Annotated in this window: 13 protein-coding genes and 1 pseudogene; 13 read left to right on the top strand and 1 reads right to left on the bottom strand. The window is 41.7% G+C overall.

The features are described 5' to 3' along the window. Window positions 1-69: 69 nt before the first annotated feature. Together BCT11_RS09420 and BCT11_RS09415 are read left to right on the top strand one after the other, a co-directional pair. Window positions 70-2112, top strand: coding sequence for an EAL domain-containing protein (locus tag BCT11_RS09420; RefSeq protein ID WP_102388191.1), 2043 nt, complete (start codon window positions 70-72; stop codon window positions 2110-2112). A 386-nt stretch (window positions 2113-2498) separates the two neighbouring features. Next, the gene (locus BCT11_RS09415; protein WP_039975750.1) at window positions 2499-4565 is read left to right on the top strand and encodes an EAL domain-containing protein; all 2067 of its coding nucleotides are present in this window, start codon (window positions 2499-2501) and stop codon (window positions 4563-4565) included. Between the two features lie 69 nt (window positions 4566-4634). Here BCT11_RS09415 and azu read toward each other — a convergent pair whose 3' ends face one another. Further along, complete coding sequence (azu, locus tag BCT11_RS09410; RefSeq protein ID WP_005441233.1) at window positions 4635-5087, bottom strand: azurin; 453 nt, start codon at window positions 5085-5087, stop codon at window positions 4635-4637. 612 nt (window positions 5088-5699) lie between these two features. Here azu and BCT11_RS09405 point away from each other — a divergent pair. The 11 genes and pseudogenes from BCT11_RS09405 to BCT11_RS09355 all read left to right on the top strand — a co-directional run bounded on the left by BCT11_RS09405 (window position 5700) and on the right by BCT11_RS09355 (window position 22995). Further along, complete coding sequence (locus BCT11_RS09405; RefSeq protein ID WP_102388190.1) at window positions 5700-9323, top strand: Ig-like domain-containing protein; 3624 nt, start codon at window positions 5700-5702, stop codon at window positions 9321-9323. 140 nt (window positions 9324-9463) lie between these two features. Continuing rightward, the gene (locus BCT11_RS09400; protein ID WP_102388189.1) at window positions 9464-12637 is read left to right on the top strand and encodes an Ig-like domain-containing protein; all 3174 of its coding nucleotides are present in this window, start codon (window positions 9464-9466) and stop codon (window positions 12635-12637) included. 178 nt (window positions 12638-12815) lie between these two features. Then, window positions 12816-13050 (top strand): annotated as a pseudogene (gene tnpA / locus BCT11_RS09395) (IS200/IS605 family transposase); the annotation flags it as partial. Window positions 13051-13516: 466 nt separating this feature from the next. Continuing rightward, window positions 13517-14122 carry a hypothetical protein gene (locus tag BCT11_RS09390; protein ID WP_102388188.1) on the top strand — a complete coding sequence of 202 codons (606 nt, stop codon included), beginning with the start codon at window positions 13517-13519 and terminating at the stop codon, window positions 14120-14122. Window positions 14123-14166: 44 nt separating this feature from the next. Then, window positions 14167-14670, top strand: coding sequence for a hypothetical protein (locus tag BCT11_RS09385; RefSeq protein WP_102388187.1), 504 nt, complete (start codon window positions 14167-14169; stop codon window positions 14668-14670). A gap of 76 nt (window positions 14671-14746) precedes the next feature. After that, window positions 14747-17449, top strand: coding sequence for a TcfC E-set like domain-containing protein (locus BCT11_RS09380; protein ID WP_102388186.1), 2703 nt, complete (start codon window positions 14747-14749; stop codon window positions 17447-17449). Window positions 17450-17454: 5 nt separating this feature from the next. Continuing rightward, complete coding sequence (locus tag BCT11_RS09375) at window positions 17455-18147, top strand: pilus assembly protein (protein ID WP_102388185.1); 693 nt, start codon at window positions 17455-17457, stop codon at window positions 18145-18147. Then, window positions 18128-19165: a hypothetical protein gene (locus tag BCT11_RS09370; RefSeq protein WP_102388184.1), complete on the top strand. Its 1038-nt coding sequence runs from the start codon at window positions 18128-18130 to the stop codon at window positions 19163-19165. Before BCT11_RS09375 ends, BCT11_RS09370 begins: the two co-directional genes overlap by 20 nt. Next, window positions 19131-19883: a LysM peptidoglycan-binding domain-containing protein gene (locus BCT11_RS09365; RefSeq protein WP_157939359.1), complete on the top strand. Its 753-nt coding sequence runs from the start codon at window positions 19131-19133 to the stop codon at window positions 19881-19883. The genes BCT11_RS09370 and BCT11_RS09365 overlap by 35 nt, the downstream gene beginning before the upstream one ends. Window positions 19884-20131: 248 nt before the next feature. Further along, window positions 20132-21082, top strand: coding sequence for a hypothetical protein (locus BCT11_RS09360; protein ID WP_102388182.1), 951 nt, complete (start codon window positions 20132-20134; stop codon window positions 21080-21082). 200 nt (window positions 21083-21282) lie between these two features. Then, window positions 21283-22995, top strand: coding sequence for a GMC oxidoreductase (locus tag BCT11_RS09355; protein WP_102388181.1), 1713 nt, complete (start codon window positions 21283-21285; stop codon window positions 22993-22995). Window positions 22996-23157: the final 162 nt, after the last annotated feature.

The following is a 23157-nucleotide window of genomic DNA, read 5'->3' as shown; positions in this document are numbered from 1 at the left end:
TCTTTAGCTGCGCTTGCACTCACGACTGTTTACACAGCAGTTGCCCCCCGTTTTACTATAAGATGCTCCATGCAAACTGGCTTAAATTTTACCTTTGCGCCTTTTCAACGTTTATCGGCGCTCACAGGGCAATGGCGTGCAGGGTCCAAATCCTACCTAACAGATTTGGCCTCTATTGCACTCTTGTTGTTACCCCTGACTCTATCAAATGCACTTGCCGTTTTTTTAGGCCACGCGTTCCGTCTCTCAGGATGGGTAGAATTATCACAGATGTTATTTCATCTGTCAGATATCCTCATCAATCTGTACCCAAGCGCATTTTGTGTAGTGGCGGGTTATTACCTGTCACATAAAACCAATGTGTCGAGTGCCGTCTTCATCATTTACTCGTTGATCATGTTCTACTTGATCTCGATAGAAAACGGCAGTTTGTCTGCGACTTATATGCTGCCAAACAACCCACTACTGGCATTGTTTAGTGCGATGATGACGTATGTCTATTGCTGCGTTTTCAAAATACGCTTGCTAGAGCCACAAGCGCTGGATTTCTCGTCTCGTCTTCTCAAGCATGTTGTTCACTTCTTTCTGTTTGTGTTGATTGCTTTGGCAGTATCGCGACTAACCGCATTCATTATGGCTCTATTTGGTGGGATGATTCGCGGACTGGGTGTGGACCCTCTCACGCTAAAAGGCGGGATTATTTACCAAACGGTACTAGGCCTTTTAGGCTCAATCGGCATCAATGGGCATAACTTGTTGTTTGCCATTAAGCAGCAAATCTACGCCGCTACAGAAGCAAATTTTTTCGCGTGGCAAGCCGGTGACGCTCCTCTAAATGTAATTAGCCAAGGTTTTTACGACGCGTTTATGTCGATGGGTGGTTCTGGTAATTGCATCAGCCTATTGTTGTGCGTGTTGCTGTTTGCCAAAGAACGTAACCACCAGATGCTGGCATTAGCAGCAACCCCGCTGGTGATCTTCAACATCAATGAAGTCTTGCTGTTTGGGTTGCCGATTATTTTCAACCCATTGTTGATTGTGCCTTTTGTGCTGGTACCGCTATTGAGCTTTCTCATCACTTACGGGTCAATTGCATCAGGGCTTGTTCCTCCGGTTGAAAATATTGTTAACTGGATGACGCCGCCTTTGTTCAGTGGTTATGTCGCGATGGGGAATCAGATTGAAGGCTCATTATTGCAATTATTGATCATCGTCCTTGGTGTCTTTATCTATCGGCCATTTTATTTGGCTTACGCCGGCAAGTATTCTGCGCAGTTTCGTGCGAATACGGCTTACACAGGCATTGAGAGTTCGCTGTTCAAAACCTTGCTTAACAACGTTCGTGATTCGAATAACTCAAGCATTAGTAAATCGACAGCACAAAAGCGACTGACTTCGATTTTGAGGGAAGGGGAGTTGGTGATGTTTTATCAAAAGCTCCAGTCGACCAGTGACGTCAATATCTTCTCTTATGAAGCCTTGCTTAGATACATTGATAAAGAAGGGAAACTGCACCCACCGACATTTGTGAGTGACTTCCAAATGCTTAACTCAATGCCATTACTGGACAAGCTCGTGATTGAGAAAGTTCTGGCAGACATGCAGAAAATGACGTTATCAAAAGATCGTCGAATTGCCATCAACATTGCAGTCGCTACGATCGAGCAAGAAGAATTTGTCCCGCACTTACTATCGCGACTAACTCATTATGGTATCTCGCCGCAGTGGTTGGAAATTGAAATCACAGAAGAGGCGATTCTTAGTAATAAGGTGTTCTTAATTAAAACTATGGAAGCGCTGCAAGCTCAGGGCATTCGTATCGCTATGGATGACTTTGGCACCGGCTATGCGTCGTTCCCGCACTTACTAAAGTACCCGTTTGATAAGATCAAGCTGGATCGTTCGCTACTGCTGGATGCCAATGATCAAAAAGGCAGAGACTTATATGAATTGGTAGCGAAACTGGGCCATATTACGCATTGCGAAGTGGTCGCAGAAGGGGTGGAAACCCAACAAGAGTTCGATTTTGTGAAAGGTTGTGGTGTCGATAAAGCGCAAGGTTACTTCTTTACTCGTCCACTTCCTCTTACGGATATTTTACTCGAGCAATAACAGTGCTGTTTTTTATCGTCACAATTAAAAAGTCGAGTGGAAATAGGGGCTTGTTGGCGATAATGTGCGCCTCCTTGCTTAATTAGCATGCAAAAATACAAACCACGCGACCTAAGAAACAGCGGGTTGTATCTAAACGAAGAGAGTGTCGGTCGTCCTAGTCCGCGCTCTTTTGGTTTGGTAGATAACAACAAGTTGGCCATGGCTACCTTTGTTGAGTGACTATTCGCAACGTTGAACGATCAACGCTTTGTTACTCGAATGATACCGTCATCGACTGTCTGTCGAAACTCTCCCTCATTGCGATACAAATTAAACGGACCTTAATTGCGGCGAACTTCCTGAGCGGCTCATCGAGTCGTTTACTAATGGATAAAATTAGCCAAATGAACAATCGATACGTAAATCGGCTTTTTACTTTAATTTCCTCCAACTCGTACATAAATGGCTTATGTAATGTACTGGTCATGTTGCTCCCAGTGTCATTGATTTCCGCATTCAGCACTTTGTTGAGCAATTTTTTTATGATGGCGGGTTACGAGCAAGTGGGTACCACGGTTGGAGCCGCGAGTTCTATCATCTGGAAACTGTTCCCAATCTTGTTATTGGTTTACTTCTCGCAGTTTCTTTCTTCTCTGTTAAAAGTCTCACGGGTTAATGTTATTACGCCTTCGTTGATGATCTATTTCATCGTATGTAATGAGTGGGGGCTGCTGCAAGAAGGAACGGTCGTACCGAGCAATTACCCACTGGCAATCATCATTCCTATTTTGGTGGGATGGTCTGTCCGTGCAATGCAAAACCGCAAATGGTTTATGCGGTCGGAGCTGCCTAATATTGTCGACCAGTCTTACAACTTGATCATGGCAACAACGGTGTTGGTTGTTGGTTATACCTTATTAGGCTACGTGCTAGGACGCGTTTTCTGTGCCGCTGATATTGCTGGCTTTTTATTGCCAAATCTGGACCCATACTCTCTTTTCGATGGTGTTATTTACGAGCTGGTACGTAATCTATTTTGGTCCATTGGTATTAATGGGCACATTATTTTTGCGCCATATAAAGCGGAGTTGTATGAAGCGACACGTGTAGCGATAGAAAATCATGAGTTGCTCGGAACGCCATTGCCGATACTGACGACCAACTTCTTCGATTTTTATGCGGGCTTGGGTGGTGCAGGAAACACCATTTCTTTGGTGCTTTGTATGTTATTTCTCACTAAAAACCGCAGCTACAAAGCGTTGGCAACCGCAGCTTTAATTTTAAGTTTTTTCAACATTAATGAGCCGATTATCTTTGGGCTGCCAATTATGTTTAACCCTTTGTTGATCGTACCGTTCTTGATTGCACCTGTTGTTGGTCTTGTCATTGCTTATGTGGCAACGGCGCTTGGCTTGGTGGCACCAATGACGGAAATCATGAGCTGGATGACGCCACCTTTGATGAGTGGATATGTTGGCACGGGCTCTACGTGGACAGGCGCGGTGCTACAGCTGATCATCATCTTAGTCGGTGTCATAATCTATTACCCTTTCTTTAAACAGATGGATAATATCGGGAATGCTAATGCATCGTTTGCTAAGTCACTTTCTGATGATTTCTTTAATTATGAAGGTGTTGAAAGTGGTAAATCGGCAGGGGCGTTTTTCCCCGAGATTACGAGTAAATTTGCGGCACAAAAGCGAATTACTGACCTAAAAAATAACGGTGAGTTTATCTTGTATTACCAACCTCAAGTAAACACGCGGACAGGTGAGATTCGCTCTCTAGAAGTGTTGATTAGGCACCGTTCTGAATCGGGTGAGATCTCGCCTCCTACTTTCTTAGATGACTTTGCCAAAGTGGGGTTAATGAGTGAGTTGGATTTGTGGGTGGTTGAAACAGCTTTAAAAGAGAGCGCTCCTTTAGCAGACTCGCCTAACTTTAAGGTTTCAATCAATATGTCACCAGAGACCTGTCTTGTCCCCGATTTTACGGAAAAAGTGCTGAGTATGATTAACCAAAGTGCTTTGTCTTACTCTCAAGTGGAATTCGAAATCACGGAAGACATGCTGATTCAAGATGAACACAGTACCCACCGAGTCTTGACTTCGCTCCGTGAGGCTGGAGTGAAGATTGCGTTAGATGATTTTGGTTCTGGGTACTCTTCAATTGGGTACTTGTCTAAGTACGATTTCGATAAAGTTAAAATTGACCGCTCTTTAGTTTTGAATCTCAACAATAAAAATGGTCGCGAACTGTTTAGGCTAACGGCCAAATTGGTCAAAATTACGGGGGCAGAAACCGTTGCTGAAGGGATAGAAACCGAAGCAGAGTTGGAGTTTATGGCGGAACAAAACATTCATTTGATTCAAGGTTTCTACTTTTATAAGCCGATGCCTTTTGAAGACGTGCTTACCCTGAATTTTTCAACTTTAGAAGAGCACAGCGATTACGACCATTATTCTTCCTAATTAAGAAGGGAAGCCACTTATCTTGGCTTCCCTTTTCTTTTTCAGAGGCTTGAGTTCGAGCGTGAACGCTTATTTGAACTCAAACTTACCCTGCATAATTGCCCAGTGACCAGGGAAAGAACAGAAGAACGAGTAATCACCTCCCGGAGTCATTTTCTCTGTGCTGAACGTGATAGAGGTGCTTTCACCGCCGCCGATCACTTTAGTAAATGCGTAAACACGGTCGTCGTTAGGTTTCACGTAGTTGTTTTCAAGACCTGCTGACATGCCTTCTGTACCTACTGCTTGTAGGTTCGCCGTGTCTGCAATGACCACGTTGTGACCCATTGACTGCGCTGGCATCTTACCTGTGTGGTTCAGCGTCAGTTTTACTTCTTTACACGTTGCTGGAACACTCAACGTTTTGGTCGAAAACTGCATCATATCGTTAGCATCGATAGACACTTCACACTCTGCGCTTGCTTGTGCGCCAAAGCTCATTCCAACTAGTGCAAAGGTTGCTGCTACTAAACGTAAAGACATATAACACTCTCCATATTTTATTTTTGGGCTGACTTGGATTCAAACCGATCCAATGCATCTCATTATCATCGAATATTCAATCTGAAACCGTGCTTCAATCCGGATATTGACGTTTTGTTGCAAAGTTATACTTATCGTTTTCACTGGATGATCATTCATATACCTTATTTTTAGCGCTTCAGTTAAGAAGTGTGAAGACGATCTTTATAACCGCTTCAGGCGCTTCTTTTGTGCTCTCATATCGCTCTAGCTTTGGCGTTTTTTTCGCTAACATGTAACTAAGTATTTCAACTGTATTTATTCTGTAACTTATTGATTTTCAGTTGCATAAAGGCGTAAAAAACACAAATCACACTATTTGTAGAAACGGATAAATTGATTTGTTTTATCTCGCGCCCACTTTCAGAAAATTGAACTAGAGTCCCAGATTTATGTTTGCTTATCGATTGCGCGCGAAATGTCGTCAAATTGACGTAAAAAGACGCTTTATTTTTGGCACTTTTACACCTGTAAGTTGAGTTACATTTGGTTACATCTGTCCGCTGCGGCGCGAAAAAAGTCCCCCTCTATAATGCTGTTCCTTTTTATTGTTGTTTGTATAAGTCCTTAATTATGAGAAAGAATACGCTAGCGATCATGCCAAGTGTTTTAGCACTGGCGATCGGTATGGGATTGCCTGCTGTACACGCAGGAGTGATCACAGACGCAACTATCGTCGGCTCAGAAAGCCAGTGGTGGAACACTTACAAAGTGATCCTAACGAACGACAGTTCAAAGCCAGTTGAACTGCGTGATGCAAAAGTGACGTTTGATTCAAACCTATCTATGTCGACACCATCTTGGTCTGCGACGGGCATCAGCTACCCAGGTATGAAGTTCACCAGCGACGCACAGGGTAACCTGTTCAAGAACACGCTTGCGCTGGCTTTTGATAGCGGTAGCTGGGTGAAATCACAACTTCCGGCTGGTGAGCGTATTGAGCTAACGTTGGGTGTGAGCGGCGTATTGGATCTGACTCTTCTTCAGAATACCATTCGTCTGATTGCTGACGATGAGGGCGAAGTTGGCGAACCAGAAATTTCTCTTCAATTGGCATCGCCAGTGAACGGAGCTGAGTTTGAAGAAGGTCAAGCGGTGTCCATGCTAGCAAACGTGACGGCGACTAATACCAGCGTTAAAGCCGTGACTTTCTTTGTCGACAACAAACAAGTGGCTCGTGTAACGCAAGCCCCATTCCAAGCAAGTTGGACTTCTGTTGGCGCAGGCGCTCACACGATCAAAGCTGTAGTGGAAGACACCTCTGGTCTTACACAGCAACAAGCGATCAGCATTTCAGTAAAAGAGAAGCCAGTTGAACCACCTGTGACACCAGAAGTGCATGAGCTGACGTTCGTCGCGCCTACACAAGGTCAAACATTGATGGTGGGTCAGGCAACGACGATCAAAGCGCGTGTTGAGGGTGAATTGATCTCTAAATTGGAGTTCTGGGCGAATGACCGTAAGTTAGGTCAACGTAACATCGCTGCAGGTCAAACGACGTATTCTCAATCATGGACACCAAATGAAGTGGGCAATGCGACACTTAAAGTGGTGGTTCTCGATCAGAACAACCAAATGGTTGAACAACGCAGTATCACTGTTGCTATTGAAGCAGCTCCAAGCTTTGTTAAGCCAGAAGTAAGCTTCTCTTCGCCTTCAAATGGTTCGAAGTTTGAAAAAGGCGAAGCGGTTTCGATTTCTGTTCGTGCAACGGATGCTGATGACGATTTGTCTCGCGTTGTCGTGAAAGCAAACAACAAGCAAATCTGTGATTTTAATGCATCAACCACAAACCAGTTCTCTTGTAACTGGACGGCGTCAGAAGTTGGTGCAGTTAAGCTAGAAGCGATTGCGACGGATGCTGAGAACCTAACGGCGACAGCACGTGTAAACATCACAGTTGAAAAAGTAGAAACACCGACACCTCCGCCAACAGGTGGACTGTGTGCTGACTTTAATGTGTACCCAGACTGGACTCGTGGTGATCACGCAACAGGCGGCGACATTATGGTTCATAAGAACATTGCTTACTCAGCGGTGTATTGGACGCAATCTGTTTCTGGCAGCGATAGCTCATGGTCATTGCATCTAAACTGTGATGGTACTGAGCCAGGTACAGCGCCAGAGCTATCATTGCGCAACCCAATGGACCCAGTGCGTCTAGAAGTGGCAGGTTGGCCAAATACATTCGTAGTGGCGAGCCCTTCCACTCAAGCGCCAAGCACGTTAACTATCGCAGCAAGCAGCAGTGATGCGCTAACAGATCTAGAGCAACTGACACGTTCGTTTGTGTCGGCTATCGAACAAGCAGAGAACGCGGGTACAGCATCAATCGTGATTCAATCGGATGTTCTGGATCTGGCTACGCAAGACAAAGGTGCATCGTTTGGTACCGTTGCGGTTAAACAAGCACTGACGAATGCTATTGATATCACGGGTAGCCGTATTGATATTGATGCGATCAACGCACTGAGCGATGACGTGAAAGGCTGGGCACATGCTTACAACTTGATCTTCACAACCCTTGCACCACAAGCGACATTTGGTTGGTCACTAAGCATTGGCGAGTTTGCTTACGATACCCACTCTGGTCGTCAGTCTGTATGGGATGAAGCGTCTGTTTTCACGGCAGATCTACTTGATAGCTTCGAGCTTTACAAAGCAGATTCTGTGAACAAAACTGACTTTGTTGCGTTTACTAAATCGAATGCAACAACTGCACTAACCAGCGAGCAGTGGCACCACGCACTTGAATACGTAAAACAGGTGACAGATTACGTTGATGCGCCTGCAATGCTAGCGAACATGCCGACAGAGCAAACCGCAAACTACTTCATGGGTAACACGCAAACCGATCAGCAAATCCGTAAAGCAGCGTACAGCAACGTGTTTGCATTGATGTTTGATCAAGACTCTCAAGCCCTAACCAGCAAGATTGAGCTTTACCAAACGGCGAAAGTGCCACTGTACTACGTAGGTGAAGAGTTAGAGAAAGGTTCGTTGACTCGTATTGAAGCGCTAAACCAAGAGTTAGCAGATGCTGAAAGCGTAATGGATAACGAAGCCTTCCTATACGAAACGCCGCAGTCTCAGTGGGTTCCGTCAACGGTTTACAAGTGGAACGACTTCCTAGATGGCTTGAACGCAATGCACAACATTGGTGTAGCGGGCAACAAGTTCTGGCTAATGAACGATGAAGTTGATGACGCAACCAACATCAAATACGCGAAAGTCGCGATTGCTGCGTTCCTTGCGCAAAGTATGCAAGAGACCATTCGCTACAACGCGTGTGATGAAAACAACTGGTCTGAAGTGAAATATGGCGCGCCAGCGGATTACCCAATGACAGCAAGCTGCGGTCAATTGGGTCAGAAATACGCAGATTACGGCGTAAACCCAGTTTCTGGTTTGGACCATGCTTACTCTTGTCCTCGTGATGACAAGATGGAAGTCAGTGCTCTGACTCATGCGAAATGGTATGGCGCTCCAGCTCCAGTCTTTGCGGCACCTGATGCAGTACTTGAAGAGCGCGGCCTATTGGTGAACGGTGCAGCAGGTCGTTGGACAAACAACGGTCACTGTAACGATGTTCCAGAAAGCGTAGATACGTCTAAGCAAGTGTGGGAACGTGACGAATGTAAGACTTACGTTGGTCAGAAAGCAGGTAAGTTCATTTGGGACGGCAGCAGTCAAGAAAGCGTTGAAGGCTGTGGCTGGTGGGGTCGTGGTGTTATCCAAACCACAGGTCGTCAGAACTTCGGTACGCTTAACCACTACCTAGGTCGTTCGCACGTTGACCCATCAACCATTGGTAAGACAATTGACGGCGTAACGGTAGAAGCGCCACCGGCGAACCCACTTTATGCTGAGCTAGACTTCTGTTCTAACCCAGGTCTGATTTGTAGCTCGGAAGAGAACAAAGAGATCAAGTGGATCGCAGGTCTGTTCTACTGGGTAACGTCAGTTCAGGCATACAACGATGAAGGCGGTCAGTACGCTGATTGGAACTACCACAACGAGCTGAAGAAGTACGTAGATAGTGGCCTGCAAGGTTCTCAATTTATCGATGACGTTTCAGGCATCGTTAACCGTGGCTGTCCGGATTTGACGTGTTCGACTGGTGATGTTCACAACGTGAAAGAGCGCCGCGAGAACTTCAAACTGGTACTACAAAAGCTAGGCCTTGATCCTCGCTAATTAAGACAAAGCAACATCGATGAAGCAAAGCCATCACTGAAAAGTGGTGGCTTTTTGGTTTTTTATCAGGGCTTTCTCGTGTTTGTTAGCAAGCTAATGAGTAATGTGCTTTTAGTGCTAAACAATGAATCGCTTAAAAAATGATAATCGGTAAATATGCATCCAAAGCCTTGGCGTGTGTTGGTGGTTTTATTGGTGGTGTGCGGTTTAACTCAAGTTTAAATTCTACGAGTATTGGGAAAGCACTATTATCTAGCTCTGTTTCTTTCCCAAATACAGCTTACCTTCCGTCTAATGAGCCCACTCGCGCAGATTTAAGAGGCGATTACTTAAGTGTGAGTTCTATGCCGATACAAAAAGTAAATAGTTTAAAGAAATGGGTACGTACACTTCTACCTCTAGGTTTACTTCCTATCTTAGTTGCGTGCGGTGGCGAATCTGATTCAGGAAATTCAAGCGAAATATGGCCTGAAAACCAAGTTGACCAGTATGTTTCTGTTCATGCGGAAGACTTTTATAGTGTCGTTCAAAGTACTGACTCGGAAGAAGTCCGAGTTAATGTAGTCGATAAAGTTGCGCGTTCGGGAGGAGAGCGTATCTCCCTTGCTGAAGTTGAAGTTTTATCATCAGATCCAAGCTGTCAACTTGTTGATAGTGATAATGAAAGCTTCCAAATTATCTCTGATCACGCAATGGTTTGTGACTACCAATACACGGTTGGACTTGATGGATATTCAAGTGGTTACCAAATGATTGGTAAACGAAGTGGCGTGAGCCGTGTCGTGGTTGCAAACAATGCGCAACAAGCAGAATTGGTTCCATTTGGTGTTGCTGGTTATCAAGGTGAGACCTTGGAAATCAACATCGAAAATGAGCTCACAAAAGTTGGTGATAACACGTCTTTGTCTGGTTTCTCTTTGACTGATGATGTCATCTTAATGCCAACAGGCAGTTCATCAACTGTCTCTCTCGATAAAACAAATAACAAGATTTCATATACACCTGCAGCAACGTTCAAAGGCAATGAGCGTATTTTATACACGCTAGAAAACAGTAGCGGCAACGTGTTGGTTGGTTCTGCTGTGGTGACAGTTTCTGAACGCAGCTCTGTTGGTATAGACATCCCTGACAAAATTGAAATCCTCGATACCGTAGAAGTTGGCAAAACGGCAACTATCGATATTTCACCTTATGTTATTGATAAGCAGGACGACAACTTCCAATTAATCCAAGTTGTTGCATTTGACTCAGCAGTTGCTTTGTCGGATGCCTCAGATACAAAGAACAAAACATTCACCTTCAGAGTTGAGCACGCAGGGCAGTATTATGTAAATGCCATTGTTACCGATCATCGTGGTGGCTTTGATGTTGCATTGATGAAGATTGTTGCGATTAACCCAACTCAAACGGGTTTATGGGGTGACTACTATTACAACAACCAGATCTACAGTGCTCCTCTAACGAAAAGTGAAGCAGATAGTGGTGGGATTCGAAATGACGGCACCTATTTTGACTCTGCGCATTCAGCGAAACCTGCCGTAGCTGTATTTCGTCAAGGTAATGCGGCTCAGTACTGTGGAACGTTAGGGCGATTACCGACAAAGCCTGAACTTCAAGCCGTGTGGTCAAGTGATAAGGGGAATAGCAAAGGCTGGCCTCTTTCGCGTGGTTACATAACACTAGATGCCTCTACTTATAGTGTAGTTAGTCTATCTAGTGGACAAGAGCTTACCGATGACGGACAAAGCTACTATGTTACCTGTGTGAGTAATGGTGCGCTATCTGTCAAAGCAATTGATAGGATAGTTGTAGCTAACGGAAGTGATAAAGCGGTTGTGGAAGCTACCTTCCTTATAAATGGGAAAGTTGCATCAGGAGTTAAAATGACAGCGTCTGTATCCGGACGGGCTAATTTAATCAAGAGTTCGCAGATTACTGATAGTAGCGGAACAGCCAGATTTGAAGTAACCAACATAAAAGCAGAATCAGTTGACATATCAGTAGAGGTTGGTGGGGAGTTTTCTGTTTCTCAACAGGTCACTTTCATTGCGGACATAAGCACTGCTGTTTTGAAGCAGATATCGACTTCCCAGAACAATGCCCTGGCGGATGGTATTGAGCAAAACCAGATAACTGCCTTAATTGTAGATAAAAACTATAACTCCGTTCCTGATGTAACTGTTAATTTCAGTGCACCGGACAGCTCAACAGCCAAATTAAACAATACAACAGGTGTGACGGATGAAAATGGCAACGCTGTTGTCAATTTTACAAACACGGTTGCGGAATCGGTTGGCATCAAAGCAACTTACAAAACGATAGGATTAACTTCATATGCTCGTTTTGTGAACGATTATAGTTACGGAGTGCTGACAGTCAAAGCGTTGACAACATCGGCAGTTGCAAATGATAGCGCAAAAATCGTTGTCGAAGCCGAGTTTAAACAACATGGACTGCCTGCTAAGGATGTGGATATTAAAGGTGTTACGACAGGTAGCGCTGAGTTTGTCAGTAATGTTGTCAACACAGGAGATGATGGTAAGGCAAAATTTGAGCTAACTAGTACTAAAGCTGAAAATATTAACGTAACTTTGTCTGTTGGATCATTCTCACGCACAGTTACCGTTGCATTTAATGCAGATCCAGCGACGGCTACTATCACAAAAATAGAAGTTGTTAAAAATAATGCAAAATCAGATGGTAAAGAAACTAACCAAGTTAATGCTGTTTTGAAAGATGCCTACAGTAATATCCTGTCTAGCCAAACAATCCAATTTGCTGCGTCAGGGTCTGCCAAGATAACTAGCACGACGAAAACAAATTCAAGTGGGGTCGCCTCTGTTTATGTATCAAACACTGAAGGTGGAATTGTTACTGTTACTGCGAGCTTTGGTAGTGCTACTAGTAATATTGATATAAAGTTTACTGCCGGTGAAATAGCTCTGCCAGTCGGTAGTACTGTTCAGTTTATCCAGTGGTTTCATAACGGCTACATGTGTGCCAAAAGAAGAACGATCCTTTTCCGTTCTACAGATCAACAAGATACGTTTGATTTTTCAACAATAAAACGCGATTTAGTTTCTAAGGCGTGTAGGAACTCACCCTCACAAGATTATTATAGAGACAGTATATGGATAAATATTAGTGACTACAGTCATCCAAATGCAGCTAAGTTTATAAATGCTAGTCCTCCTCTTGAAATAGAATCCACTAGTAATATGCAAAGTGAAGTATGGTGTATTTCTACTGGGGAAGGAATCGCAACACTTGCCAATTCGAATAACGAAGCATTTTTCCTGCTGAACTGTATTTAATAAGTCGTGTGTTAGATACATAAAAAGCCCAACATTTTTTAATGCTGGGCTTTGTTATTTTTCAACCCTAAACCACCTACTTCAGTAGGTGGTTATCATCCGCTTCGTCTTTGCCTGTAAAACTACTCATGTTATTTGTCCTCTTTGATTTTTCCAGAAGTCAAAGAGGACAAATAACATGAGTAGATACAATCAAGCTTCCCACGTATTTTGGCGGTGTCAATACCATATTAGTGTGGACTCCAAAATATCGATTTAGGATCTTGAAGAACAATATAGGTAAAGAAGTTTATCGATGTATTTATGTTTACTGTAATCAACCTGGATGTGAAGTTGTAGAGTTAAATGTACAAGTTGGCTACGTACATTTAGCTGTAAAGCTTCCACCAAAACTTTCGTTGTCCAAGTTGATGAGGAAGAGCACTTGTGAGCAAGAGACAGCCTTTTTGGGGGCTCACACAAAGCCACCTTCTTTAGAAGGTGGTAATTTACATCTAGATGTTTGTCGTATTTAACGTTACGTTTTTACTTGCCTTTCTATTGTCGTGATTAAATGATACATAAACACATTTCATTTAGCTGGAAAATTTAATACAGGTTCAATATTTCGTAGGAATTTTCTATTTTATTGACAATAAATTTCTTATGTGCTCGTCATGGTATTGATTTATGTTAATTTATATTGTAATGATGTTCTTTGGTCCGTTTTCTATTAATTAAATTGCCTATCAGTGTTGGCATGGAAGGGCAACAATTAAATGTGATGCTAATTCATAAGAAAATGAAAAAACTATTATGTATCACGTGGGGTGAGGGAGGAAATTAATTTTTCAACATTGCCACAATCAATATTTTTAACAGGATAGTAAGAGTAATAATATGAAAAAGACAATGTTATCTGTAGCAGTTTTAACTGGACTATTTGCTTTTGGTGCATCTGCTGCTGACCCAGCTGCTGGTGATATCGATACAACAAGTGCAACACTAACTTGGGAAGCAAAAGTACCAACAGTAGTAAAAGGTGAGTGGGTCACGATTACTGGTCAAAATGGTGGAGCACTTGCTGATGCAGGTCTAACTATTAATCCAGATGGCAGCTTCACTTCTGAAAATGTACTTGTTGAAGTTCGTTACTACGATTCAGCGACGAATGAAGTCGGTCTACCGGTTGTTGTTGGTACAGAAAGCGCAGCGAGCTCTGGTGTGGCACCGGAAAGCATCACTTACCGCGTAGACGTACCAGCATTTACATCGGAGAAAGGTGCAGATTTATCTGACGTAGATGTAAGTGTGTATAAAGATGGTTCTCCTGTAGCAACCAATGCTGCATTGAAATCAACGGCTAGTGATGCTTGGAAAACCCAGTGGAAAATTTCTAACGCGCCGGGCACAGGTATGGGAAATGTGGTTGCTGGTGATGTAGTGACTGCAACAACCGTACTACGTGCAGATGTGGAATTTGCAGCGTACACAGCGACGCCATAAAGTGGAACGCGCGGTCTAATACTTAGGCCGCGCACATTAAGCCTATGAAGAAAGTTATCACCTTATTTCTGCTTTATCCTTCTATTGCTCTGTCTTCCAACTCTGTAACCAAGGTGTTACCTCTGTCGGCAGAGATCCAAAATGAAAAATTTTTCTCATACAGAATTAAAGAATTCAAGTTCAAAGAACCTAGCTTAAAAGTTGATGTAAATAGAGCGACAGGTGAGCTGAAAAGTATTGATACTAAGCTTATCGTGACGACTGATGTTCCAAGCAGTTTTACTGCTGGTTATAAGATATCGACCAAGGTTCTTCTAAGTGAATGTTTTGATCATAAAGGCAACCCAACTAAATCCAACTTTGCTGAGCACACGCTGGATGGTGAAGTATTGAGTGTAGGAAAAGAGATCGGGTTGGACGACTTCTTTACTGATAGAGACACATTATGGGTAGAGAAGGATTTTCGAATCGACTTTGATAACAACGTTGATGTTGAGGATGAGCGATGTAGTGGAAAAGTCACGCTCTCCATTGGATTAGATTTTTAATAAGTGACCCGTTTACTTAGCGCTACGAGTGTTCATGTGCTGAGGTTTGGAGGTATTTGGTTTGTTGTTTTTCTACATGGACTCTAAAACAAAAAATAGAAAAGAATTACAAGGAATAGGCGTTTGCTCGATTAACACTGCAATCCTAGTTCTTAGTGCTACGTCTGTGTTTTCAGCGTATGCCAATTCAAAGTTTATTCCGCCAGGTTTTGAGCACTTTTATGAGTATCAATCAAACCAAATAGTATTTGTCTTACCAAATGAGACACGTACATCTATTTCAGTTGTCTCCAATTTTGATGGCATTAAGACCATTGAAGAACCAGAGAAATTAAAACAAGCACTGACAAGGTCGGGTGTTGTTAGCGATCATATTGATGCAGTTTTACAAACGGTTGTAGAAGAGCAAAAAAGTGACGAGAACATTCTTTACACTTACGACCATTCACAGAAACAAGTCTTAATTGAAGTACCTGCAAACTACCTTTCAGAGGGAATGACAGATCTAGGCTTTACTCAATTGAGTGAAGATAGTCGCGCTCTAATCTCAACCAATCGTCTTTTCACCACTCATTATCAAAGCTCAACAAGTGCGACACTCACTAATAACTCGACAATTGGTTTTGGTCGTTCACACGTTGATCTAGAAGCATCACTCTATGTTGTCGACAATAGTTCTAGTCAGTTCGATGTTGATGAATTGGCTTACACCTATGATTTAGAAGGTAGCTCGATAAAAGCGTATGAGACTCATCGCGGAAACACAACAGAAAACTCGACCTCTATTTTCAACTTTAATAGAGAAGAAGAAACGGTAGGGATCAGTTATTTCTCGAATGACAACCTACTGGTTAAAGATATTGGCAACACCAAAAAGCTGTTTTTCGATATGAAAGCTAGAGGCACGATTGAAGTGTTGAGAGGCGGGCAAGTCATTTATACGAACTCGGTGTCAAAAGGGCAACACAGCGTAAGCTACCGTGACCTTCCGCGAGGAAACTACGAGGTATCAATCGTATTGAAACCGGTTGGCTATCCAGAAGAAGTTTCAAAGAAAATCATACACAACAATAACTCCGAAACATCTCTAAGAGGCTACGATTATTCTGCCTCGGTCATGAAATCAAGCAATACGTTCAACCGACGTGATTATGAGGAAACTTATCTCGATTTAGCGGCAACCTATTCGTTGTTAAGTGACCGACTGTTAATCGGTAGCAATACTCAATTTACCAATCAAGAGGCTTCGTTCGGCGTAGGCGCAAACTATACAGACTCAGATTTGGCAGTGGCTGGCTATATCAATAAGTTTCAGGGCGGCTACCTGTTCAATACAAACTTTCAGATTGCAGATGTTAACTTCGATTATGAAATGTTAGATGCGAATAAAGCGCCTTCAGAATCACTCCGGTTGGGGAGTATCCGATACGGAAGCAATGACTATACACAAGCGACAGTTTCTTATTCGTCTCGAATTTATGAGGGGACGCTTAGTTTTTATGCTAACAGATACCGAGAGAAATATGAGGACTCTGGTTTAGAGGTAAGTAATTTAAATTTATCAACAAATTACAATAAGAACATTTTTAATAATGTGTACGTCGATTTAGGTTATAGCTATCAAAAAGACTTTAATAACTCTAGGTTAAACGAGCATATATTCTCACTCAATGTGAACTTCGATCTGAATGATAGCTTTGCATATATTTCTGGTGTTGATTATTCGACACGAAGTAAAACGCGATTTAGCAATACTTTACAATACTCTGCGCCTCAAGTGGAAGCTGGAGGAGTGATATTGTCCGGAGGTGCGGATTTATCTCAGTATGTTGATGGCAATGACTCACAATCTGTCTACGGTGTAAATGCAAATATCCACAATGATAAATTTAGTGCAAATTTATATGCGAATGGCACCACTGAAGATTATCAGAATTTTACCGCTAACATTGAATCAACAACCATCGTTACATCTGATGATATATACGCATCTAGAGAGCGAGCACAATCTTATCTAGTCATAAAAAACGCGAAAACGAGCACCCAAGATAAGAATGACCTGGGCCTAGTTAAGATCCGCAGAAATGGTCAAAACAACCTAAGAGAAACTGTTCAGGGTAAATATACCTTGATTGAGTTGGAAGAGTACAATGAGTATGGATTCAACTTGGATACTGAACTAAGTGGCTATAAACACAAACAACTAGAAAATAGTGACATGTTTAGTTACCCGGGAACACTGAAAGAGATCACAACCGAGTTTGAAGAAGTCGTTTCCGTTTTGACTTACTTTGAAGATTTCAATAACCGTCCAATTAATAATGTAGAGTGCAAAGGATGTTCGTCTATCGCGAAAGTTGGAGATGGCGTATATAACATTTCAGTGCAAAGGGGGGGAAAGTTTCTGTTAACGGCAAATGAACAGATTTGTGCGTTACGTGAAGGGTACCTTGATGGTACTTATGGTAAGAGTAATTGTTTCCCACAAATCGAAGAAGATGAATTGGGATTACAAATTGTGGTTAATGGTTTAGGGAATGAGAAAGACCATATTTATTATCTAGGTGCTTTTGAGGATAACAATATTGTCGAAAGATATAAGAAATTAATGACAGACATGGAAGTAATCCAAATATCCTTTAACGGCAATAACCATTATTTTGCAAAGCTATTTTCTAAACCTACATTATCCATTGCAAAAAACAAACAAGTTATTCTTGAATTACAAAACTACGCGTTATCAGTCTCTGATTCCGATAAATTTACTAAAAATAGGTAGTAGCCATGAGAACATTATTTTTTTTACTAACTTCACTAACCAGCTTTTTCACTCACGCGGTGGCGGTAAGCAGTTTGTTTGAAGTCGCAAATGAAGAGCACTTCGCTGATTTTTCAATCACGAACAATGATGGCAAAGACATGTTCATAAACCTTGAAATTGCACATGTCGCGTACGTGAATGGAGAGAAAATCGTTACCAAGGTAAGCAAGGATAACTTATCAACTTGGACGTTTTCAGTTTCACCGAGCCAGATCATATTAAAAGATGGGGAAACCAGAACGGTTAGGATGCGAAATGATTGCGCGAAGCAAACATGTGATTTTGAAGAAGATCAGGTTTATGCGGTTGATGTTAACCCATACCCTTATGTCGGTGAAGGGGAGGATTCTGCGGTCTCTGTTGCTTTTGGATACAGAATTTATTTCATGGATCCTGCGTCTGAAGTGAAGTTAGATTACGAAATTAAGCGTGTAAATGATACAGAGTTTAAATTCTCTAATAAGAGCAACACCATGCTCAACGCGGTTATTAACACGTGCGAAAAAGGGTTCTCGAGTAACTGTATTTACCAATACAAGCTATTAGCGGGTTCAGAAAAAGTATTTAAGTTGCCTGCAAGTTACGTCGGGAAGAAGAACATTGCTATCATGGTGATAAATGCAAATGAGAGTATCAATGAACAAATATCTATATAGTCTGTCACTCATTGCGATAGCTAGCTTGAATACAGAGTTAGCTTATGCCTCTAACAACATTACTGCGAAGGTCGTTGGTAGTGAAGTCACTTGGATGAATGCCAACGTCGTTGGTGGCGAAGTCGTACAGCAGATCTGGCAACCAAGCAGTTCTTTCAACTTGTTGCCCGTTCATAGTTGGAGCCCGAGCTTTCAAAAGAGCCCGACGTCAACGCTCACCTTTAGTTCGACCACAGGTGTACAGGTATCCACGTCTTTTCAGCACACGGGGATTCAATTTAGCACAGCAAGCCCTTTTACCGTCGCAAAAAACTCGAATGCTGATAGATGCAGTTATGAGAGCTCGGCAGGAAGCCAATACATTCTTCGAGATAATAACACTTGTCGTGCAAGTTATGATCTGAACGCGACTAGAAAGTATAAGCCATTTGATTTTTATAGAAGCGCTTACAAGCTGAATAATCTCGTTGATGCATTTAAAGCTGCCAACGCGCCTACAGGTATTTATTATGCAACGGTGAGCTTGCCTGTTACTTATTACATGAAGTACGGAACAGCGACAACTTACCAAACTTACAATGACACGACGGTATTTACCATTGACTATAAACCGTCGTTCATCTCAGCTGTTGACGTGACAGGTGATGGTATCTTTTCGCTTTCTTATGATACTGGGAACCACAGTGTCGCAGGGACGACAACTTATGAAGTTAGTATCTCTGGACATATAGAGCCAGGAATAAAGATGCAGTTCTTTTCTTCTGGAACGGCAGATAAATTTGAATTGGAACACACAACCTCAAGTGATGTTATTCCGTACAGCTTAGCTTGTTCACGATGTGTCAACAGCAACATTGTCGAAGCTGGTAAGCTAAAGCAGACAACGTCAAAGATTCCTTTTGTGGGAAAAACATTAGATTTTGATTTGGTTTTCTCTTTTGAAGAGCTTTATTTTGGTGATGTGGATGAGGGAGATTACAGGGATGCGGTTACCGTTCGGTTTGAATTGGACTTATAGTTTATTTCTATTAGCTTTTCTTTCTACCCAACTGGTATTTGGGTATGAAAAATCTGCGAGTGTTGGTGTTTCAACTGGTATTTACGATGTAAAGGACAATCAAAGCGCTGACGAAAACCATAACTATTACAGCTACTTTTTAGAGTATAAGCTAGATGATTACCGACTTAAGGGGCAAATGCATCACTCTTTCCATGGTGATTTTCAACGTTACTTTGGCTTGGAAGCTGGCTATCAATACGAATTTAATGATATCTACTCTGTTTATCCAATACTTGGCGTAGACTTTATTGATAATGGAGTGGACAGCAAGCTGGGACTGGGATTTTCAGTGTCTGTATCAGATTACTTCGATATTTTTATTGAAAACAAGTTCAGTCGCTCTAACCCTTATGGAGACTACTTTGTTGAAGCGGGTTTGACGTTTAATCTATCCGGCTTTGATGAGTCTCGTGCCACCCCAAACAACACTGAGGTTGAAGAAGTGATTCCTCAAAGCGTTGTGCTTAATGATAGTGACTCATTATTGGAAGATGACATGACAGACGTCTCGCCACTGAGAGTATGCACAGAGCCTTATGTGATTGTTTATGGGGATACACTATCTAAAATTGCTCGTGAGTGTCAGGTGTATTTGAAAGAACTACTATATTGGAATCCTAAGTTTCAGAGTAACCCAGAACTTATTTATCCTAATCAAGTCGTTACATTCAAATGATTAATGTTTCGCAACTAATTTTTATTTGTAAACAGTTAGCTCGGGGAAAAATCAAACAAAAGTGGCTCTTTAATATATAACTTTAGACAAGATAGTAGGTACATTCCTGTAGTCGACGTTTTATTTTCTTACGTTGATTGTAGGAATGTTCCTTTTGTTATATTTTTCTCTGCCTTTTCTGGTATTCACTCTTTTGCTTATTGATAATCATGCTTTTCAATATGTCATGAACTCTGAAGGGCATTTTAATGTTAAAGTTTCACGAATTCTTAAAAGAAGTGGTATTTAAAAAGATTCCTAGAAAGGAGTTGATGATTAAACTTCACTTAGAATATGAAGAATTCCAAGGATTGGATAATATTACGATGAGTCGTTGGACAAATGGTGTAACGAAACCATCATCTTGTCGTCAATTACTTATTGCCAATGCGGCTAGTTGTTTAAATGTTTTTTTAAATCAATGTTCAGCACCGAAAGTTCCGGTTTCTTTAGAGTCGCAATATAGAAAATTTCTAAACCAATTTGATAGTTACTATCATGCTATTATTTTAAAGCCTGAGCGAAATGCTAAAATTTGTCACTTTAAAGGGACTAACTACGAGGCTCAAGAAATATATGGTGATTACACTTCTAAAATTAATCTAATGTCAGCTAAAGTAAATAGTTTTGATGACTATAATAAAAAATATAACGTAGACGTTTTTTATAAGGGCAACATAGAAAGTAAAATTCCAGAGTCATATATGTACTTTCATCAAGAAGTAGGTGCTTTGTTTGATATTTTAGATTTGTCCATTGACCGTTACACAAGTAACCCAAAAAAAGATACTTTGTTTTTTGGGCTATCTTTCTTCAAAAACTCAAATGATTATGAGCTTTTGTTTGGCCTAGTCCTCAATTACATCATTCGTCATCATTTCAACGTAAAAAATGCTTTTTTGACCGCGAGAGGCAGGGAAGATATGTCTTTGTATGAGACGTTGGGAGCTGAGCAGATAGCATTGATTGATTGTTCGAAGGATTACGGCAACGTTTATCTTTATCATATTGATTTACAAAAAATTCTTAGCCACCCTATCTTTCTTAGATTGATAATTAAATATCACCCTATTTACGAAAAAGAGTATGAGCAAATGCGAAGTCATGGCGTGGATGCTAATGTATTTTTTAATGATACCTATGATGCAATTGCTGTTTGATTTGAACTAGCATGAATGCATACTTTTTCAAACGTATTAGACGCCATGTCGGTGTTTTATCGCGGTATTATACGACTTAGAACAGTATAAATGAGGATGCTGAGAATTAGCATGGGTATTAACATTTATGCGTATATGCCAACTACAAACAATAGGCTTCGATAGTATTCATCTTGTTTAATAACAAAGGAGAGTTACTAATGGATGGTACGAATCGAAGAGTATTTTTAAAATCTTGTGTTGCTACCTCGGTTGCTGCTGGTATGAGTGTCACCTCTCCAAAGGCTCAGGCTTTCTTCTTTCGCCCAGAAAATGAAAAACCGATTGATAAGTTTAAAGGTTTACCTGTTTTAGAAAGTTATCTACCAGAGCTTTTTGAACGCCCTCCTCAAATAAATGGCCATTTGCCGGTCGTTATCATTGGGAGCGGCTTTGGTGGTGCAATTAGCGCTTATCGACTTGGTCTTGCTGGCATCAAAACGGCGGTAATTGAAAGAGGAAACCGCTGGCCTAATGACCCAAAGCGAGCGGTATTTGCACATGATATGTTGGCTGACAAGCGGATGTTTTGGCAAAGAACAAAGACCACGTTTCCTGCACTCACGTTTGATCTTCCATTCCTTCAAACGATTACTCCACGTAGTATCGAAAAATTCGGTGGTGTTCTTGATATTGTCGATAAGCCGGGAGAAAACAACCAAGATGGTTCCGATCTATTATTAGGAACTGCAGTAGGTGGAGGCTCGGTGATTTATACCGGTGTTATGGTTGTTCCAAAGGAAGAGCATTTCAAGAAACTTTACCCTAACGAGCTTTCTTACAAAGAAATGGTGGACGTTTATTATCCAAGAGTGAAATCCATCTTAAACTACAGCAATATGCCTAAAGATGTTTTTGCCAGTGCGCCGTTTAAGCATTGTCGAGATTGGAATAGAGAAGTTTCAAAAGCAGGCTACTCTCCTTATCTTATCGAAGGTAACTGGAATTGGGATGTTATCAGGCAAGAACTCAAAGGGAAAAGCTTACCTTCAGCAACTATTGGCCTAACTAATTTCGGTAATAGCAACGGTTGTAAGAATGACCTTGGGCAAAACTATATTCCATTAGCAGAGGCAACAGGGAATGTCACTTTCCACCACAAGCATGAACTGATCAACATTCGAATGAATGGTGATATTTATGAATTAGACATTCAAGAGCTCGATGCTCACGGCAATGTTGTTCAACAAAAAATGATTACGTGCGACAAGCTTATTCTATCGGCTGGTTCTTACCACACAACACGTATGCTTGTTAGAGCAAAAGAGAGAGGAGACTTGCCGGAGTTAAATGAATATGTCGGCAAGAACTGGGGCGATAATGGCAACCGAATGGCATTTAGACAGTCGTTATTTGGATTACCTGCTGGTGTTGCTCAAGCTTCCCCTTCTCCTACAGCAATTTATGTTGATGAAGCCGGAAGAAGCCCGGTCGCAGCAGAAAACTGGGCAAATGCTGGTATTGCCGACGTAGGGATTTCTATGATGCTATCCGTGACTGCGGACTTTAAGAATCGAGGTCATTTTTATTATGATGCCTCTATCGATGATGCGGTTCTTCATTATCCGAAAGAGAACGAGAAAGATGCAACGGATGCCTTAAGAGCAGTAAACAACAAAGTTGCACGAGCTAACTGGCAACGAATAGGAGCTCAGGGTTTCTCCGACGTTATTTTTACTGGTGCGCATCCAGTTGGAGGAATGGAAATGGGGAAAGCGACAGACCTATTTGGGCGTGTAGATGGATACAATGGTCTTTATGTTATTGATGGGGCGCTTATTCCTGGAAACAATGGATGTGCAAACCCTGCGTTGACCATTGCTGCACTAGCAGAAAGAAATATTGAAAACATTATCTCAAAAGATTTTTCATAACCAATTATGTATCGATAAGAGCCATCACTGAAAAGTGGTGGCTTTTTTTGTTTATTCAAAAGGTTCAGATGTTTAGTTTTCATTATTACAAATCCGTAATAGTTATTTTCTTTTTCTGCTTATTATCATTTATTTGCAACTCAATATAATGCCCGCCATTCC

This window comes from Vibrio sp. 10N.222.52.B12 (genome assembly GCF_002875385.1).
In the GTDB taxonomy this organism is placed as follows: Bacteria; Pseudomonadota; Gammaproteobacteria; order Enterobacterales; family Vibrionaceae; genus Vibrio; species Vibrio jasicida.
The sequence above is the reverse complement of the archived record's forward strand: the minus strand, read 5'-3'. Positions and strand labels throughout refer to the sequence as shown.

Excerpts from the sequence above, each read along its gene's own strand:
- azu (WP_005441233.1), bottom strand. The coding sequence starts at position 5,087 with ATGTCTTTACGTTTAGTAGCAGCAACCTTTGCACTAGTTGGAATGAGC.
- BCT11_RS09360 (WP_102388182.1), top strand. The coding sequence starts at position 20,132 with ATGTTAAAGTTTCACGAATTCTTAAAAGAAGTGGTATTTAAAAAGATT.
- BCT11_RS09415 (WP_039975750.1), top strand. The coding sequence starts at position 2,499 with ATGAACAATCGATACGTAAATCGGCTTTTTACTTTAATTTCCTCCAAC.
- BCT11_RS09370 (WP_102388184.1), top strand. The coding sequence starts at position 18,128 with ATGAACAAATATCTATATAGTCTGTCACTCATTGCGATAGCTAGCTTG.
- BCT11_RS09380 (WP_102388186.1), top strand. The coding sequence starts at position 14,747 with ATGGACTCTAAAACAAAAAATAGAAAAGAATTACAAGGAATAGGCGTT.
- BCT11_RS09385 (WP_102388187.1), top strand. The coding sequence starts at position 14,167 with ATGAAGAAAGTTATCACCTTATTTCTGCTTTATCCTTCTATTGCTCTG.
- BCT11_RS09390 (WP_102388188.1), top strand. The coding sequence starts at position 13,517 with ATGAAAAAGACAATGTTATCTGTAGCAGTTTTAACTGGACTATTTGCT.
- BCT11_RS09400 (WP_102388189.1), top strand. The coding sequence starts at position 9,464 with ATGATAATCGGTAAATATGCATCCAAAGCCTTGGCGTGTGTTGGTGGT.
- BCT11_RS09420 (WP_102388191.1), top strand. The coding sequence starts at position 70 with ATGCAAACTGGCTTAAATTTTACCTTTGCGCCTTTTCAACGTTTATCG.
- BCT11_RS09355 (WP_102388181.1), top strand. The coding sequence starts at position 21,283 with ATGGATGGTACGAATCGAAGAGTATTTTTAAAATCTTGTGTTGCTACC.
- BCT11_RS09365 (WP_157939359.1), top strand. The coding sequence starts at position 19,131 with ATGCGGTTACCGTTCGGTTTGAATTGGACTTATAGTTTATTTCTATTA.
- BCT11_RS09375 (WP_102388185.1), top strand. The coding sequence starts at position 17,455 with ATGAGAACATTATTTTTTTTACTAACTTCACTAACCAGCTTTTTCACT.
- BCT11_RS09405 (WP_102388190.1), top strand. The coding sequence starts at position 5,700 with ATGAGAAAGAATACGCTAGCGATCATGCCAAGTGTTTTAGCACTGGCG.